The organism is Clostridium thermopalmarium DSM 5974, from assembly GCF_002995795.1.
Lineage (GTDB): Bacteria > Bacillota > Clostridia > Clostridiales > Clostridiaceae > Clostridium_H > Clostridium_H thermopalmarium.
This window is the reverse complement of record NZ_PVXN01000039.1, coordinates 1-18,288: the sequence shown is the minus strand read 5'-3', so window position 1 is coordinate 18,288 and position 18,288 is coordinate 1. Positions and strand designations below refer to the sequence as shown.

12 protein-coding genes, 4 tRNA genes and 1 other annotated feature are annotated in these 18,288 nt (G+C 31.9%); all 16 genes read left to right on the top strand.

Features of this window, described 5'->3' with window-relative positions:
- Window positions 1-239: 239 nt before the first annotated feature.
- Window positions 240-328: transfer RNA gene (locus CPAL_RS08110), tRNA-Leu, on the top strand.
- A gap of 4 nt (window positions 329-332) precedes the next feature.
- Window positions 333-408 (top strand) — tRNA-Met (locus CPAL_RS08105).
- Between the two features lie 18 nt (window positions 409-426).
- Window positions 427-503, top strand: a tRNA-Met gene (locus tag CPAL_RS08100).
- A gap of 344 nt (window positions 504-847) precedes the next feature.
- Entirely contained in the window at window positions 848-3,238 is a 2,391-nt protein-coding gene (spoIIE, locus tag CPAL_RS08095) for a stage II sporulation protein E (RefSeq protein ID WP_061858487.1), read from the top strand.
- Between the two features lie 106 nt (window positions 3,239-3,344).
- On the top strand, window positions 3,345-4,748 hold the full coding sequence (tilS, locus tag CPAL_RS08090; RefSeq protein WP_061858486.1) for a tRNA lysidine(34) synthetase TilS: 1,404 nt from the start codon (window positions 3,345-3,347) through the stop codon (window positions 4,746-4,748).
- Window positions 4,738-5,280 (top strand): hypoxanthine phosphoribosyltransferase, encoded by a 543-nt coding sequence (gene hpt, locus CPAL_RS08085; RefSeq protein ID WP_061858485.1) that lies wholly within the window; start codon window positions 4,738-4,740, stop codon window positions 5,278-5,280. The genes tilS and hpt overlap by 11 nt, the downstream gene beginning before the upstream one ends.
- A gap of 75 nt (window positions 5,281-5,355) precedes the next feature.
- Complete coding sequence (gene ftsH, locus CPAL_RS08080; protein ID WP_106024403.1) at window positions 5,356-7,224, top strand: ATP-dependent zinc metalloprotease FtsH; 1,869 nt, start codon at window positions 5,356-5,358, stop codon at window positions 7,222-7,224.
- 123 nt (window positions 7,225-7,347) lie between these two features.
- A complete protein-coding gene (locus CPAL_RS08075) occupies window positions 7,348-7,734 on the top strand; it encodes a thioesterase family protein (RefSeq protein ID WP_106024402.1) in 387 nt (128 codons plus the stop codon).
- Window positions 7,735-7,806: 72 nt separating this feature from the next.
- Window positions 7,807-9,477: a formate--tetrahydrofolate ligase gene (locus tag CPAL_RS08070; RefSeq protein ID WP_106024401.1), complete on the top strand. Its 1,671-nt coding sequence runs from the start codon at window positions 7,807-7,809 to the stop codon at window positions 9,475-9,477.
- 122 nt (window positions 9,478-9,599) lie between these two features.
- Window positions 9,600-10,379: a type III pantothenate kinase gene (locus tag CPAL_RS08065; protein WP_106024400.1), complete on the top strand. Its 780-nt coding sequence runs from the start codon at window positions 9,600-9,602 to the stop codon at window positions 10,377-10,379.
- An 8-nt stretch (window positions 10,380-10,387) separates the two neighbouring features.
- Complete coding sequence (gene dusB / locus CPAL_RS08060; protein ID WP_061858481.1) at window positions 10,388-11,356, top strand: tRNA dihydrouridine synthase DusB; 969 nt, start codon at window positions 10,388-10,390, stop codon at window positions 11,354-11,356.
- 266 nt (window positions 11,357-11,622) lie between these two features.
- The gene (gene greA, locus CPAL_RS08055) at window positions 11,623-12,102 is read left to right on the top strand and encodes a transcription elongation factor GreA (protein ID WP_061858480.1); all 480 of its coding nucleotides are present in this window, start codon (window positions 11,623-11,625) and stop codon (window positions 12,100-12,102) included.
- A 48-nt stretch (window positions 12,103-12,150) separates the two neighbouring features.
- Window positions 12,151-13,683, top strand: coding sequence for a lysine--tRNA ligase (lysS, locus tag CPAL_RS08050; protein ID WP_061858479.1), 1,533 nt, complete (start codon window positions 12,151-12,153; stop codon window positions 13,681-13,683).
- Between the two features lie 203 nt (window positions 13,684-13,886).
- Window positions 13,887-13,961, top strand: a tRNA-Asn gene (locus tag CPAL_RS08045).
- A 67-nt stretch (window positions 13,962-14,028) separates the two neighbouring features.
- Window positions 14,029-14,219 (top strand) — a binding site (T-box leader).
- A gap of 52 nt (window positions 14,220-14,271) precedes the next feature.
- Window positions 14,272-15,663, top strand: coding sequence for a glycine--tRNA ligase (locus tag CPAL_RS08040; RefSeq protein ID WP_061858478.1), 1,392 nt, complete (start codon window positions 14,272-14,274; stop codon window positions 15,661-15,663).
- Between the two features lie 400 nt (window positions 15,664-16,063).
- Window positions 16,064-17,440, top strand: a complete 1,377-nt coding sequence (murD, locus tag CPAL_RS08035) for a UDP-N-acetylmuramoyl-L-alanine--D-glutamate ligase (protein WP_061858477.1) — start codon at window positions 16,064-16,066, stop codon at window positions 17,438-17,440.
- Window positions 17,441-18,288 lie beyond the last annotated feature (848 nt).

Below are 18,288 nucleotides of genomic sequence, written 5' to 3'. Positions count from 1 at the left end.
ATCAGTATCATGAACCATAGTGAAAACCTCCTGTATGTTTGTATTTGACACCTATATCATACATGATTTTCACTATGGTTTTAATATTTTTTATCTGTTGCATTTAATTTTACAATGAACCTTAAAAAAATAATTCAAAAAAGTAGTTGACACATATATATGATTAATATATAATAGTCTATGTCGCCAGGAGATGGCGATGCAATAAAAGGAAAAATAAAATATGTGTTTTTACAAATGCTGGAGTGGCGAAATCGGCAGACGCACAGGACTTAAAATCCTGCGGAGCTAACCCTCCGTACCGGTTCAAGTCCGGTCTCCAGCACCAACATCGCGGGGTGGAGCAGCTGGTAGCTCGTCGGGCTCATAACCCGAAGGTCGTAGGTTCAAATCCTATCCCCGCAACCATTTATTTTTTGGTAATATGGCGGAATAGCTCAGCTGGCTAGAGCATTCGGTTCATACCCGAAGTGTCGTAGGTTCAAGTCCTATTTCCGCTACCAAACAAAATCCGCAGATTCCTGCGGATTTTTTATTTTTTTAAATCATATATTTATATTTCCTAAATTCCGAATTCTCTAAACTCACTAAACTTTCTTCTTCACTTCCCCTTCTCCACTCTTTACTTCTAAACTTCTCCACTTTCCAGTTTTCAATTCCTTCTTTGTTTTTCTTTGTTATCACATATTAAAGAAATGTAGAATAAAAAAAATATTGGTAATATTTTACATAAGCATTAGATTTCCTGTCTTACGAAAAAAATATATTTATCTTATTAATTGACAGTTATTTCCAAGCAGTTCTGATATAATTGATTTTATCAATTATGGAATTTGGGGGTGTTTTTATGCAATATGGACAAGAAGTATTACCGTATAAAAGAGTGAGTAAAGAGAAAAAAGAAGATAGGAAGCAGGTGGAATTTTCGTTAGCAGTAAAAAATCTTATTTATATTGTAATGTCTATATTGATAAGCAGAGTAGTGCTGTTGAATAGCGATAATACTATTGCTCCTTTTGGAATAGCTTTTATGATAGTTGTAGCTATGTATAAAGATGAATTTATAATTCCAATGTCAGCTGGGTGCTTTTTGGGGTATGTGTCTATATATAATAAAATCACCAATTTACCAGCATATTTAATAGTTGTAAGCAGCATAACTGCTTTAAGTTATCTTCTTAATAGAAGGTCAAAAAAGACTGTATTGTCCATAATATTTAGTATTATATTTACCGAACTATTGCTAAGTGAATTTCTTATAAGAAATCTAACTTTTAATGTGGCGTTTTTAACAGCATTTCTTCAGATAATTTGTATAGTTCCAATATATTTTATTCTAGAGCGTTCAGTAATATGTATGTCAGGATTAAAAACAAAACATTTATTTAGCAGTGAAGAAGTAATAAGTATGGCTATACTAATATCTGTTATGTTATCGGGAACGTGGGGAATAGGTATAGCTGGAGTTTCTATTAGAAATATTTTAGCTCTAACATTTATATTAATGCTGAGCTATATAAATGGAAGCACTGTTGGATCAGCAAGCGGAATAGCTATTGGAGCTATAATAGGAATATCCTCAAATAATATGCTTATATTTATAGGTGTATATGGTTTATGTGGGCTTATGGCTGGGGTTTTCAAAGAAAGTGGAAAGGTTCTAACAGCATTTTCTTATGTAATAACTTTTATAATATTAAAACTTTATACTAATATAGGTTTAGAATTTAAGTTAATAGAAATAATTATAGCTGTAAGCATTTTCTTAGTTATACCAAACAAAGTGTACGGAAGAATCAATTTAGAATTAGATTGGGAGAAAAAACAGCAATATTTAAACAAAGATTATGTAGATAAGATAAAAAATATGTTTTTAGAAAGGTTAGATGGATTTTCTAATGTGTTATATAGTATATCGGATACTTTAAACAGTCTTGCTAACAATGATAAGTTAGTTATGAAAAGCAAGAGCAGTGCTCTTATTGAAAACCTTGCCGATAGAGTATGCGGTTCTTGCAACATGAATACAATGTGCTGGAAAAAGGAAGCGTACTATACTTATATAGCTTTTGGAGAATTGATTCAAAGATATCAAGAAGGAAAAAGGAAAACAATGCCTCAGGAGATTGAGAGAAAATGTATTAAGAGAACTATATTACAAAAAAACACTCAGGAAATAGTAAATAATTATATAATCAATGAAATGTGGAGAAAAAGGTTAAGTGAAGGCAGAGAAATATTATCTACTCAGATTGGTAATATGGCAAATTCTTTAAAAGAGGTAATGGAAGAGTTTAATTCCGATATTAAGCTAAACAATGAAGCAGAAAAGAAGATAAGAAAAGTTTTCGAGAAGAAAAATATTAAGTATAACGACATATTCTGTTTTCAAGATAAAAATGATAGGTTAGTAGTCAGATTAACTTTAGATTCTTGTGGTGGAGCTCAGTTATGCGTGAAAAAAATACTTCCTTTAATAAATGAGGTAGTAGAAAAACCCATGTGTATAAGTGATGAGGGTTGCAATATTGACCCTGAAACATCTATGTGCACCATTAGTTTTGAAGAAACCCCTAAATTTTATGTTGCTACATATGTTGCAAGACAATGTAAAGATGGAGAGAAATATAATGGTGATAGCTACAGCTTTGGGAAAATGCCTGATGGAAGCTATATGTGCATAATAAGCGATGGTATGGGATCAGGGCCAGAAGCCAGCGAAGAAAGTAAGGCAGCAGTAGAGTTGTTAGAAAAGTTTGCTAAATCAGGTATAAGCAGGACTACGGCTATAAGCACGGTCAATTCCATAATGTCATTAAAATTCTCAGAAGATGAGAAGTTTTCTACTTTAGATTTAAGCTGTCTAGATCTATATACTGGAGATATTGAGTTTATGAAGGTGGGTGCAGTATCAAGCTTTATAAAATCAGGCAACAATATAGATGTTATAAGTTCTAATACTTTGCCAATAGGTGTATTAGATAAGGTAGATGTAGATATAATTAATAAAAAGGTTAAAAATGGAGATCTTATAGTGATGATGAGTGATGGAGTATTAGATTATGATAATGATAGTGTAGGAAAAGTAGATTGGGTTGTTGATTATCTTAAGGAAAGCAGCATAAACAATCCTAAAGAACTAGTAGAAGGAATAATTTCAAGAGCAAAGGATTTAGGAGGTGGAAGGGCTAAAGACGATATGACTGCTATAGTGTGTAAGGTGTACAGCCTTTATTAAAGTTTTATTTATCGAACATATAAGCTATGTTTCAAAATACTTTTGCAAACATAGCCTATATTTATGTTATAATAAATAAATGTAGAAATATGTGGGAGTGTTTTACTTGATAGATAAAGTTAGGAATACCATAAGAGAAAATAATATGTTTAACCATGGAGATAAGGTTGTTGTGGCCGTATCAGGAGGACCAGACTCTATTTGTCTTCTTCACTTGCTCTATACTCTTAAGGAAGAATTAGGTATAAGCCTTGTAGCAGCTCATGTTAATCACTGTCTTAGAGGAGAAGAGGCAGATAAAGATGAAGCTTATGTAAGAGATTTTTGTAAAAATATTAATATAAAATGTTATGTTAAAAGAGTAGATGTTAATAAAATATCCAAAGATAAGGGAATGTCTTCTGAAACTGCAGGAAGAGAAGTAAGATATAATTTTTTTAAAGAAGTGTTGCATAATATAAATGGGAATAAAATAGCTTTAGCTCATAATGCTAATGACCAAGCAGAAACGATACTTATGAGAATTTTTCGAGGTACAGGATTAGATGGGCTAATAGGCATAAAAGCTGTTAGAGATGATATATATGTAAGGCCCATAATAGATATACAAAGAAAAGAGATAGAGGATTATTGTGAAAAGCATGATTTAAGGCCAAGAATTGATAAAACCAATTTAGAAAATATATATACAAGAAATAAAATAAGATTAGAAATGATTCCTTATATACAAAAAAATTTTAATCCAGATATAATTGAATCTTTAAATAGATTATCTCATACTATAAAAATTGATAGTGACTATATAAATGGGGTAGCCCTTGAAAAGTACAAAAAGTTTTGTAGAAAAGAGAAAGAAGCAATAATAATAGAAGAAAAAGTTTTCAGAGAACATGAGGCAGTAATGACTAGAGTCATAAGAATGGCATTAAAGGAGATTGTTGGAGATTTATACAATTTTGAAAAAGGCCATATTTATGATATTATTGACATCCAAAGAGGAACAACAGGTAAGTCTATAATGTTGCCTAATGGAGTGATAGCTCTAAATGATTATGGAAGAGTTTATATGTGCATAGGCAAAGACAAAAAAGAAGAAAAAAAGGAATTAGAGTATAAGCTTGTATTAAATTCTCAAAATAATCTGAAGGATATAGGATTAAGAGTAAGTCTCAACATAATAAATAATAAGAATGAAATGAATCCTAAAGAAGATAATTTAGTTAAGTATTTTGACTACGATAAAATAGTTGGAGATATAAGCTTAAGATTCAGGAGAAATGGAGATAGATTTACCCCTCTTGGAATGAAAGGAAGCAAAAAGCTTAAAGATTTATTTATAGATCTAAAAATTTCAAAGGAGAAGAGAGATAATATTCCTTTGATTATATTTGGAGATGAAATAGGTTGGGTTGTAGGATATAGAATAAGTGATAAGTTTAAGGTTGAAAACCATAGTAAAACTATATTAAAAATTAAAATTGAAAGAGAGGAAAAAGTAAATGATAAATGACATTGAAAAAGTGCTGTTTACCGAAGAGGAGATAGCAGAAAAAGTTAAAGAAATGGGTAAAAAGATAAGTGAAGATTATAATGGAAAAGATCTTATACTGGTAGGAGTATTAAAAGGTTCAGTTCCCTTTATGGCAGAGTTAATGAAAAGAATAGAAATACCTTGCAACATGGATTTTATGGCTGTTTCCAGTTATGGAAGTTCCACTGAAACCTCAGGAGTAGTTAGAATAATAAAGGATTTAGATTTTGAAATCGAAAATAAGCATGTTCTTATCGTTGAAGACATAGTAGATTCAGGCATTACTCTAAGATATTTGAAAAAGTATCTAGTAGCAAAAAATCCTAGCAGTGTTGAAATTGCATGCCTATTGAATAAACCTGATAGAAGGCAAGCTGAAATAAGTGTAAAATACTTAGGATTTGATGTGCCAAATTATTTTTTGGTAGGCTATGGGCTTGATTATGCTGAGAGGTATAGAAACCTACCGTTTATAGGAATACTAAAAGAAAATGTTTATAAAAATAAATAATAACTATTATTGTAAAGGAAAAATTGATATGATAAAATCAGATATAAAACTACTAGAAAGATGGGGGGCTTTAATGTGAAAAAAATTTCAAGTGCTACAGCCTGGATAATAGTATTAGTTCTTGTGATATTAGCCTCACTGGCGTTGTTAGAAACTAGTAAAAACGCAGGAGTCATATCATACAACCAATTTAAACAATATTGGAATGAAAATAAGATTTCTAGAATTCAGGTAAATGAAAATAGAATGACAGTTGTTGGAGAACTTAGAGATCAAAATAAAACTCAATTTGAAGCTACAGTTCCACAAGAGTTATTAATAGAAGATTTAATGGTAAAAAACCCTAATCCTGATGTTGAAGTTAGATTTGAACCTCCAACATCAATGCCTGTATGGATAAATTGGATGCCAACTATAATCTTAATACTTATGCTTGTAGGATTTTGGTTTATGATAATGCAGCAGTCTCAAGGCGGCGGTGGAAACAGAGGCGTTATGAACTTTGGAAAAAGCCGTGCAAAGCTAGCTAATCCAGACAAACAAAAGGTAACATTTAATGATGTTGCAGGTGCCGATGAAGAGAAAGCTGAATTAGAAGAGATAGTTGACTTCTTAAAAAATCCAAGAAGATACTTAGAAATGGGTGCTAGAATCCCAAAAGGAGTACTTCTTGTAGGTCCCCCAGGAACAGGAAAAACCTTGCTTGCTAAAGCTGTTGCTGGAGAAGCTGGAGTTCCTTTCTTCAGCATATCAGGTTCAGATTTTGTTGAAATGTTTGTAGGTGTAGGTGCATCAAGAGTAAGAGACTTATTTGAGCAGGCTAAGAAAAATTCACCATGTATCATATTTATAGACGAGATAGATGCAGTTGGTAGACAAAGAGGTGCTGGACTTGGTGGAGGACATGATGAAAGAGAGCAAACTCTAAATCAATTGCTAGTTGAAATGGATGGCTTTGGAATTAATGAAGGGATAATATTAATAGCAGCTACTAATAGACCTGATATATTAGATAGAGCATTATTAAGACCAGGTAGATTTGATAGACAAATTTTAGTTGGTGCTCCAGATGTAAAGGGCAGAGAAGAGATATTAAGGGTTCATGTAAAAAATAAACCTTTATCAGATGAGGTTGATCTTAAAGTTCTTGCAAAGAGAACGCCAGGATTTGTAGGTGCTGACCTTGAAAACTTGATGAATGAAGCTGCACTTCTTGCAGTTAGAAATAATAAGAAGAAAATAGGCATGGAGGAACTTGAAGAAGCTGTAACTAGAGTAATTGCAGGACCTGAGAAAAAGAGCAGAGTTATAGATGAAGAAGATAGAAAACTTACTGCATATCATGAAGCAGGTCATGCTATAGTTATGAAGTTTTCTCCTCATGCTGATCCTGTTCATGAAATCAGTATAATTCCAAGAGGAATGGCAGGAGGATATACAATGCATCTTCCAGAAAAGGATACAGCATATACATCTAAGTCAAAGCTTAAGGATGAAATGGTAGGCCTTTTAGGTGGAAGAGTGGCAGAACAACTAATTATAGGAGATATAAGTACAGGAGCTTCAAACGATATACAAAGAGTATCCACTATCGCAAGAAAAATGGTTATGCAATATGGTATGAGTGAAACTCTTGGAACAATTACCTTTGGCAGCGGACATGATGAAGTATTCCTTGGAAGAGACATTGCAAAGACAAAGGATTATAGTGAAGAAGTTGCTTTCCAAATAGATAAAGAAGTAAAAGCTTTAGTAGATGAAGCTTATAAAAAAGCTGAACAAATACTAAAGATTAACATTGATAAGCTTCATGCTGTAGCTCAAGCTCTTCTTGAAAAAGAAAAAATAAGTGGAGAAGAATTTAATGCTATAGTAGAAGGAAAGACTACAATAAGTGAAGAAGCTGTAGATTTAAATAAAGATGAGAATAATGAAGAAATATAGTATATTATAGTATTAAAAAGTATAGAGCCTCCATGTAGGCTCTATACTTTTTGATTATTTTTAATTATAATTAGGATTATTAAGGTAAATTTGTAACAATTCTATTTTTTAAGAGGTGATGTTATGGAGTTTAACGTAAAAGAAGGAACTAAGGGAACTATGGAGATGGTTGTTACCGATGAACATTCTGCAATGAAAGTAGGATCAGGTCTAGTCAATGTTTTTGCGACACCATCTATGATTGCTTTAATGGAAAATACTGCTCAAAGTAGTATTAAAGATGATTTACCAGAAGGATATGCAACAGTTGGTATAGAAATCAATGTAAAGCATATGAAAGCTACTCCTATTGGTATGAAGGTTAGATGTGAATCTACTTTAAAGAAGGTAGAAGGAAAAAAATTAATATTTGAAGTAGAAGCTTATGATGAAGTAGCTAAAATTGGCGAGGGAACACATATCAGATACATAGTTGATAAAGAGCAGTTTGTAAAGAAAGTTCAAAAATAAGAGTTCTAAAACTTGAATGGGTTAAAATCTTCATTCAAGTTTTAGAACTTTGTTTATAAGGGGTGCTATAGAATGAAAAGTGATATTGAAATTGCACAAAGTGCTAAAATGGAGAAAATAGTAGATATAGCTAAAAAGATAGGCTTAGATGAAGATGATATAGAATTATACGGAAAATATAAATGTAAAATATCATTAGATGTTTTAAAAAGAAAAGAGAAAGATAAAGACGGAAAATTAATTTTAGTAACAGCTATAAATCCTACACCAGCTGGAGAAGGAAAGTCTACAGTTACAGTAGGATTGGGGCAGGCGCTTTGTAAACTAAATAAGAATGCTATTATTGCATTAAGAGAGCCGTCTCTTGGGCCGGTATTTGGAATAAAAGGTGGAGCTGCAGGTGGGGGATATTCTCAAGTAGTTCCTATGGAAGATATTAATTTACATTTTACAGGAGATATGCATGCAATAACATCAGCAAATAACCTTTTAGCTGCAGCTATAGATAACCATATACATCAAGGAAATGCTCTTAAAATAGATTCTAGAAGAATAGTATTTAAAAGAGTAATGGATATGAACGATAGAGCTTTGCGCCAAATAGTAGTAGGAATGGGCGGAAAGGTCAACGGTTTTTTAAGGGAAGACGGATTTATGATTACTGTAGCTTCTGAAATTATGGCTATTCTTTGTTTATCAAATAGCTTAATGGAGCTTAAAGAGAAGTTTGGAAATATACTTGTAGCTTATAATTTAGATGGAGAACCTGTATACTGCAGGGATTTAGGAGTTCAAGGAGCTATGGCTCTTTTAATGAAAGATGCCATAAAACCAAATTTAGTTCAGACCTTAGAAAATACTCCAGCAATAATTCATGGAGGACCTTTTGCTAACATTGCTCACGGTTGTAACAGCATACTTGCAACGAAGATGGCTTTAAAGCTTGGAGATTATGCAATAACTGAGGCTGGTTTCGGAGCAGACTTAGGTGCAGAAAAATTCTTAGACATAAAATGCAGATATGGAAACTTAAATCCAGACTGTGTTGTAATAGTTGCTACCATAAGAGCTTTAAAACACCACGGTGGAGCAGCTAAGGATGAATTATCTAAACCAGATGTGGAGAAACTATCAAAGGGTATAGAAAACCTTGAGAAGCAAATAGAAAATATAAAGAAGTATGGAGTCCCAGTAGTGGTAGCTATAAATAAGTTTTTGACAGACAGCGTTGATGAGGTAAAATATATAGAAGACTTTTGCAGAAAACTAGGAGTGCCTGTTGCTCTTACAGAGGTATGGGAAAAAGGCGGAGAAGGCGGAATTGAGCTTGCTAAAGAAGTTCTAAATATTCTTTCTGAGAAAGAAAGTCACTTTAAGTGTCTGTATGAAAAAGAGTTGCCTATAAAAGAAAAAATAGAAATTATAGCTAAAGAGATATATGGAGCTGATGGAGCAGTATATACTAAAGCTGCTGAAAAGCAAATTGAAGATATAGAGAAATTAAACTTAGATAAATTGCCTATATGTATTGCTAAAACCCAATATTCCTTATCAGATAATCCATCACTTCTAGGAAAACCAAAGAATTTTAAAATAACTGTGAGAGAAGTTAAGGTTTCAAGTGGAGCTGGGTTTATAGTAGTATTAACAGGAGATATAATGACTATGCCAGGATTGCCAAAGGTGCCAGCTGCTAATAAGATGGATATATTAGAAGATGGCACAATAGTGGGATTATTCTAGGATAATCCACTTGACAAATTGTAGCTACTTGTTAAAATTAAAGTGTTATATAGGCTACTATGAAGTTTAGATGAAGAGCAGTACTATACTGCTCTTATAATTTTATTAAGGAGTGTATTATAGTGATACTTGTTTTAGATGCTGGAAATACAAATATAGTTCTAGGAATTTATAAGGATAAAGAGCTTATTCTAGAATGCAGAATAGGAACAGATGCGAAAAGAACTGCCGATGAATATGGGATACAAGTGTTAAAACTATTCTCTTATAATAATATAGACCCAAAAGATATAAAAGGAGTTATAATATCATCCGTAGTACCAAATATTATGTATTCTATTGAGCATATGATAAGAAAGTATTTTAAAATTGACCCTGTAGTTGTTGGACCAGGCGTGAAGACTGGAATAAACATAAAATATGATAACCCTAAATCTGTTGGAGCTGATAGAATAGTTAATGCTGTAGCAGCACATGAAATATACAAAAAACCTTTGGTTATAATAGACTTTGGCACTGCTACAACTTATTGTGCTGTAACTAAAAAAGGAGATTATCTAGGTGGAGCAATATGTCCAGGAATAAAGATTTCGGCAGACGCATTATTTGAAAAAGCAGCTAAACTTCCAAGAATAGAGCTGGTAAAACCTTGTCGTGTAATATGTAAAAATACTATTTCAAGTATGCAAGCTGGTATAATTTATGGATATATTGGTCAAGTTGATTATATAGTTACAAAGATGAAAAAAGAGATGATGGATTTAGGAGAAGAAGAACCTTATGTAGTGGCTACAGGAGGACTTGCTACTCTTATTGCCCAGGAATCTAAAACTATAGATGAAGTTAGTCCGTTTTTAACTTTAGAGGGACTTAGAATTATCTATGAAAAAAATAAAGAGTAGGGATCGGAATGAAAATAGGTAACTTAAAGTTTAAAAATAATGTGTTTTTAGCTCCTATGGCTGGAGTTACGGATATAGCTTTTAGAGGGTTATGTAAAGAGATGGGCTGTGGGCTTGTATACACTGAAATGGTAAGTGCAAAGGGTATGTACTATAATAGCAAGAATACAAAAGACTTGTTAAGACTTAGTGAAGAAGAAAAGCCAGTGGCTGCTCAAATATTTGGCAATGATCCTATGATTATGGCAAAGGCTTGCGAAATGCTAAATGAAGATAAAGATATTTGCTTAGTAGATGTGAATATGGGGTGTCCTGCGCCTAAAATAGTTAAAAATGGAGAAGGTTCTGCTCTCATGAAAAATCCTAAATTAGCAGCAGAGATAATTAGAGAAATGAAAAAAGTTTCAAATAAGCCTGTAACCGTTAAATTTAGAAAGGGTTTTGATGAAGATAACATAAATGCTGTGGATTTTGCAAAGGAGATGGAGCAGGCTGGAGCAGATGCTGTAGCTGTTCATGGGAGAACCAGGGCTCAGATGTATGAAGGAAAAGCTGATTGGGATATAATAAGGAAAGTAAAAGAAGCTGTAAGTATACCTGTAATAGGCAATGGTGATGTGTTTTCTGCTGAAAATGCCATGGAGCTTGTACGTTTAACTAATTGTGATGGTATAATGGTGGCTAGAGGCGCTATGGGTAATCCGTGGATTTTTAATCAGATTGATTCAATGTTAAAAGGTAAAGAAGTAGTATACCCAACTGATTCTGAGAAAATAGATATGTGTATAAGGCACTTAAAACTTGCTATAGAATATCATGGAGAAGCAAAGGCTGTAAGAGAAATGAGAAAGCATATTGGATGGTATATAAAAGGAATAAAAAACTGTACTGATATTAAAAATAAAATCAACGTGGAAAAGAGCAGCAGTAAAGTATTTGAAATACTATATAGCTATAAGGAAACAGTGAAATCGTGAAATGCACAATGTGTCATATTTTAATGCAATATGATATATAATTTATTGTATAAATATTAAATTAATGCAGATAATTAATAGAGTTATAGAAAATGGATAGCGAAGTAGTATTTTCATAAAAGAAAATACTACATGTTGCTATATGGAAAAAAATAGAATATCTGTGTTGACATTAGTAAGGTGCTGTTTTATAATAACTTAAATAGTTGCATGCCAATAGGATTATAAATTCTATAAATATTATACTTAAAAGGGGAGTAAAGAAAATGAGCGATTCAAAAAAATATATAATGACTGCTGAAGGCGTAAAAAAGTTAGAAGATGAATTAGAATATTTAAAAACAGTTAAAAGAAGAGAAATAACTGAAAAAATAAAGGTAGCATTATCTTATGGAGATTTAAGTGAAAACTCTGAATATGATGAAGCTAAAAATGAACAAGCTTTTGTTGAAGGAAGAATAGTGCAGCTTGAAAATATGTTAAGAAATGCCAACGTAGTTGATGAAAGTGAAATATCTTTAGAAACTGTAAGCGTTGGTTCCCGTGTAAAGGTTAAGGATTATGAATTTGATGAAGAGATAGAATTTCACATAGTAGGTTCTGCAGAAGCTGATCCTATGAAGAACAAAATATCAAATGAATCTCCAGTTGGTAAAGCTCTTATAGGGAAAAGAGTTGGGGACATAGTAGATGTTCCAGTCCCAGATGGAATTAGTAAATTTGAAATATTAGAGATTACAATTTAATGATATGGTATAATTAAGTAACAACTGAATAAACGGAGGGATGTTCTAATGGCGGAAAAGCAATTGACAAAGGAAGAAATAAAGCAGCAAAAGCTACAAGCAAAACAAGAAGCAGAATTTAATAACTTAATAAAAGAAAGAAGACAGAAGCTAGCAGATCTTCAGGCGGCAGGAAAAGATCCTTTTGATGTATATAGAGTTGAAAGAACACATACATCTAAACAAATCAAGGATAATTATGATGAGCTTGAAGGAAAAACTGTAACTATTGCAGGAAGACTTATGTCTAAGAGAGTGCACGGAAAAGCAGGATTCTCTGATCTACATGACAGATATGGAAAGATGCAGCTATATATAAAAATAGATGATGTTGGAGAGAAAAGGCTTAAGGAATATAAAACATTTGATATAGGTGACTTTATTTCTGTAACAGGCACTGTATTCAAGACTAAGACAGGAGAAGTGACTTTACATATTAATGACTTTGAACTTGTAAGTAAGTCTTTAAGACCTTTGCCAGAAAAATTCCATGGATTAAAGGATCCAGATTTAAGATATAGACAAAGATATGTAGATTTAATAATGAATCAGGAAGTGAAAGAAACTTTCATAAAGAGAACTAATATAATAAAAGCAATTAGAGAGTTCTTAGACAACAGAGATTTCTTAGAGGTTGAAACACCTATACTTTCTCCTATAGCTGGTGGAGCTGCTGCAAGACCATTTATAACTCATCATAATGCTTTAGATATAGATATGTATCTTAGGATTGCTACAGAACTTTACTTGAAGAGACTTATTGTAGGTGGATTTGAAAAAGTATATGAAATAGGAAAGAACTTCAGAAATGAAGGAATAGATATAAGACATAATCCTGAATTTACAGCTATAGAGTTATACCAGGCATATGCAGATTATACGGATATGATGGAAATAACTGAAAATATGATAGCTTATGTATGTGAGAAGGTTAATGGGTCTACAAAGGTAATGTATGAAGGTACAGAAATAGACTTTAAACCACCATGGAGAAGAATAACCATGGTAGATGCTGTTAAAGAATATGCTGGTGTAGATTTCAATGAAGTTAAGTCAGATGATGAAGCTAGAGCAATAGCAAAAGAAAAGAATCTAGAGCTTAAAAAAGAGCTTAAGGACTGCACAAAGGGAGATATATTAGTAGCTCTATTTGAAGAATATTGCGAAGAAAAATTAATACAACCTACTTTTGTATGCGATTACCCAGTTGAAAATTCACCTCTTACTAAGAAAAAGAGAGGTAATGCTGAGCTTACTGAAAGATTTGAAGGTTTTGTATATGGAAGAGAAATCTGTAATGCATACTCAGAATTAAATGATCCTATAGTTCAAAAGGAAAGATTTATTCAACAACTTAGAGAAAGAGAACTAGGGGACGATGAAGCATATATGATGGATGAAGACTTCATAAATGCATTAGAAATTGGTATGCCACCAACAGGAGGATTAGGAATAGGTATAGATAGACTTATAATGTTCTTAACAGATTCTCGTTCAATAAGAGATGTTATCCTATTCCCAACTATGAAGCCAACTAAATAATAATTTAGCCATTTTGTTAACCTTTAAAAAGATATCTAGCTGCTTCGCTAAGTTTAGAAGTGTAGAAATTAGGAGCTTAGGAAAGAAATTTCCTAAACTCCTTTTAGATTTCATAAACTCTTTTTTCTTTAAAAATTAAATTTTTTTTATTTTTTGCTTGTATTTTTTAAAAAATGTGATATAATAATTAACGTAATGAACGTTCCGCGATAGCTCAACGGTGGAGCACTCGGCTGTTAACCGATAGGTTGGAGGTTCGAATCCTCTTCGCGGAGCCATTTTTATTTTTTGAAATATATTGACATTTGTATAATCTTTGATAAAATTACATTTAAAAATATAATATTAAGCACGATGAAGAAGAAGAGTAGTAATAAGTGTTTTTCAGAGAGGTTGTGGTAGGTGCAAACAACTAAAGACTTATTATGAATGGAGCTTTAGAGTGCTGTTAATTATACTAGTTGCTAATTACTAGTTAGAGGAGGGCTAATTGCCAAAAAGGGTGGAACCGCGGAAACATAAATTCCGTCCCTTTGGGTAAGTTAGGTCTTTTTTTTTATACGTTAAATTAAATAGGAGGTATGGAAAATGGCTGTCGAAAAAACAATGGATAAAATTGTTGCTCTATGCAAAGGAAGGGGATTTATATTTCAAGGCTCAGAAATATACGGTGGTTTAGCTAACTCATGGGATTATGGTCCTCTTGGAGTAGAATTTAAAAATAATATAAAAAGAGCTTGGTGGAAAAGATTTATTCAAGAAAGCCCGTATAACATAGGATTGGATTCAAGCATATTGATGAACAGGGAAGTATGGGTAGCATCAGGCCATGTTGGAGGATTTTCAGATCCATTAATGGATTGTAAGGAATGTAAGTCTAGATTTAGAGCAGACAAATTAGTAGAAGAGCATATGGCTCAAAATGGTGTAGATGATGTTAGTGCAGATGGATGGACTAGTGAACAATTAATGAAGTATATAGATGATAATAATATAGTTTGTCCTAAGTGCGGTAAGAAAAACTTTACAGATATAAGAAAATTCAACTTAATGTTTAAGACATTCCAAGGAGTTACAGAAGATTCTTCGTCGGAAATATACTTAAGACCAGAAACAGCTCAAGGTATATTTATCAACTTTAAAAATGCTCAAAGAACTTCGAGAAAGAAGATACCATTTGGTATAGGACAAATAGGAAAATCCTTTAGAAATGAAATAACTCCAGGAAACTTTACGTTTAGAACTAGAGAATTTGAGCAAATGGAATTAGAATTTTTCTGTGAGCCAGGTACAGATTTAGAGTGGTTTAAATATTGGAAAGACTACTGCTGGAAGTTCTTATTAGATTTAGGAATGACTGAATCAAACTTAAGATTCAGAGATCACTCTCCAGAAGAGTTATGTTTCTATAGTAATGCAACATCTGATATAGAATTTTTATTCCCATTCGGATGGGGAGAACTTTGGGGTATTGCGGATAGAACAGATTATGATCTAAAGCAGCATATGGAACATTCAGGACAGGATTTAACTTACTTAGATCCAACTACAAATCAAAAATATGTTCCTTATGTCATAGAGCCTTCTCTAGGAGCTGACAGAGTTGCTCTTGCATTCTTAGTTGATGCATACGATGAAGAAAAACTTGAAAATGGAGAGGTTAGAACTGTAATGCATTTACATCCAGCATTAGCTCCTTTTAAAGCTGCTGTATTGCCTTTATCAAAAAAATTATCAGATAAAGCACTAGAGGTATATGAAAAGCTAAGTAAAAAGTTCAATGTAGACTATGATGAAGCTGGAAGTATAGGAAAGAGATATAGAAGAGAAGATGAAATAGGAACTCCATACTGCATAACTATAGATTTTGATACTTTAGAAGACAATACTGTTACTATAAGAGATAGAGATACTATGAGCCAAGAAAGGTTAAATATAGATGAATTAGAAAAATTCTTAGAAGAGAAGGTACAATTTTAGTAAAAAACGGATTTTAACAATCCGTTTTTTTACATATAAAAATTAAATATATCATTTTTGTTAAGAAAGGAGATGATATTTTTATGTAATTTTTTAAATAAAATAAAAAGCACCGGAAAATATCCGGTGAAAATAAGGTTTAATTATGGGGATATGTTATGTGTCTAATAAAATTTGGGGAATCACATCATCAAATGCTTACGACACGTGCATAGTATAACATATGGTGTCCAATTTTGGCAATAGGTAAAGTTAAATTTTATATTTTAATTAAATTCAGATAATTTTGAAGAGAAAAAGACTTTAAAAATTTGCTAAACATATGCAATAAAATATATAAAGTGTTATAATTTAAGTTAATGTAACAAGACGTAATAAATAAGTATTTGGGGGTTCCTTTATGAAAAAAGATTTCAAAGAGTTCAAAGAATTTATAGTTAATAAAAAAGTTGCGGTTGTTGGAATAGGTATAAGCAATATTCCTCTGATTCGCTTTTTAGTTCAGCTAGGAGCAAAAGTAACTGCCTTTGATAAAAAGGATGAAGACAGTCTAGGGGATATAGGGGTAGAGTTTAAGAAAAAAGGAATCAAATTAGAACTTGGAGAAAACTATTTAGATAATCTAATAGGTTTTGATGTGATTTTTAAGACACCGTCTATGAGAATAGATAATCCTGCTCTTGTAAAAGCTAAAGAAGCTGGAGCTTATATAACTTCGGAGATGGAGGAATTTGTCAGATATTGTCCTGCTAAAGTTTTTGGTATAACAGGAAGTGATGGAAAAACAACTACTACAACTCTTGTTTACAATATGCTAAAAGAAGAAGGATATAAAACTTGGATAGGAGGCAATATTGGAAATCCTCTTTTTGCAAATATAGAGCAGATTAAAGAAGAAGATAAGGTTGTACTTGAACTTTCAAGCTTTCAGCTTATGACTATGAATGTGCATATAGATTGTGCGCTAATAACAAACATAACTCCAAATCATTTGGATATTCATAAGGATATGAATGAGTATATAGAGGCTAAGAAAAATATATTTAAGTTTCAAGAGGCAGGAGACTTATTAGTATTAAACAGAGATAATAATATAACTAACTCTTTAGTAAAAGAAGCTAGAGGTAAAGCAATGCAGTTTAGCATTAAAGAAAAAATAGATAACGGAGCATACTTTGAAGATAATAAGCTTTTTATATTAGGAAAGGAAGTATGCGGGTTAGAAAAAATTAAATTAAAAGGTATGCATAATGTAGAAAATCTTTTAGCCGCATTTTGTCTTGTATCAGAAGATGTTAGTGTAGAAAGTATGAGAAAAGTTGCAACTAGTTTTACTGGAGTAGAACATAGATGTGAATTTGTTAGGGAGATTAATAAGGTTAAATACTATAATGATTCTATAGCGTCAAGTCCAACTAGAACTCTAGCAGGATTAAAGGCCTTTGAAAAACCAGTAATTTTAATAGCTGGTGGTTATGATAAACATATACCTTTTGAGCCTCTGGCAGAAGAAGGGTATGATAAAATTAAAGCTTTAATTTTAGTAGGGGCTACTAAGGAGAAAATAAAAGCTGCTTTTGACAAAGTCATAAAAGAAAAGAATTTAAATCTTCCTATTTTTATGACAGAAGATTTTGAAGAGGCGGTATATAAGGCCAAAGAGATAGCAGTAGAAGGAGATATAGTAACTTTGTCTCCAGCTTGTGCTAGTTTTGATATGTTTCCGAATTTTGAGGAAAGAGGAAATAGATTTAAAGATATAGTACGCAAATTATAAAAGGTAAAATAATAAATTTGAAGATGCACAACATAGAATGGATATTTCACATTATATGTTGTGCATTTTAATATATGCACAATTATACCAACAAATTAATTAAGTTATATTTTTAAATAATAAGTTATATTTTTAAATAAAAGGATAATAATCATCTTTGTATAATATATGTAAATAACAGTGATTTCCATATTGAAAGTGGTTGTTATATAGTTCGATATATAAATAGTTTATAGTAAGTTTGATTTATAGAATATATAGGAGGTATATAGTTGTATGTTCAAAAATCCATTTTGTAATTGGATTATGTTTTATATTTGAATCATCTAGTAAACGTAGTGATAGAATTTTTGGCGTAATGCTAATTGTTTTAATTACTTTCGTTTTGTTAGCTTTTTAAACACTCAAGCTAGTTATCTCTTCTTCTCATGCATAAGTAGTTTCTATACACACTACCAAGTGTATCACAATATAAAAAAATAAGTAAATCAAAGATATAATTATTAATATGAATATAATTTAGTTTAAAAATAAATATTAATATTACACACTATAGTGAAGTTTGATAATATTATCCCTGTCGTCACAAAAGACGGCAGAAAGTAGTTAGCAACTCACAATTATATGTGTTTTTAAGAAATTAAAGGTTAAATTAAAAAAATATTGACAAACTAAAACAAGTTTGTTATACTAAATAAGCTGTCAGATGACAGCAAAAAACAAATTGGTCTTTGAAAATTAAACAGAATTAAGGTAAATAAAAGCCAGTCAATGACTTATGAGTAGATTAAACTTTTAATATGAGAGTTTGATCCTGGCTCAGGACGAACGCTGGCGGCGTGCCTAAC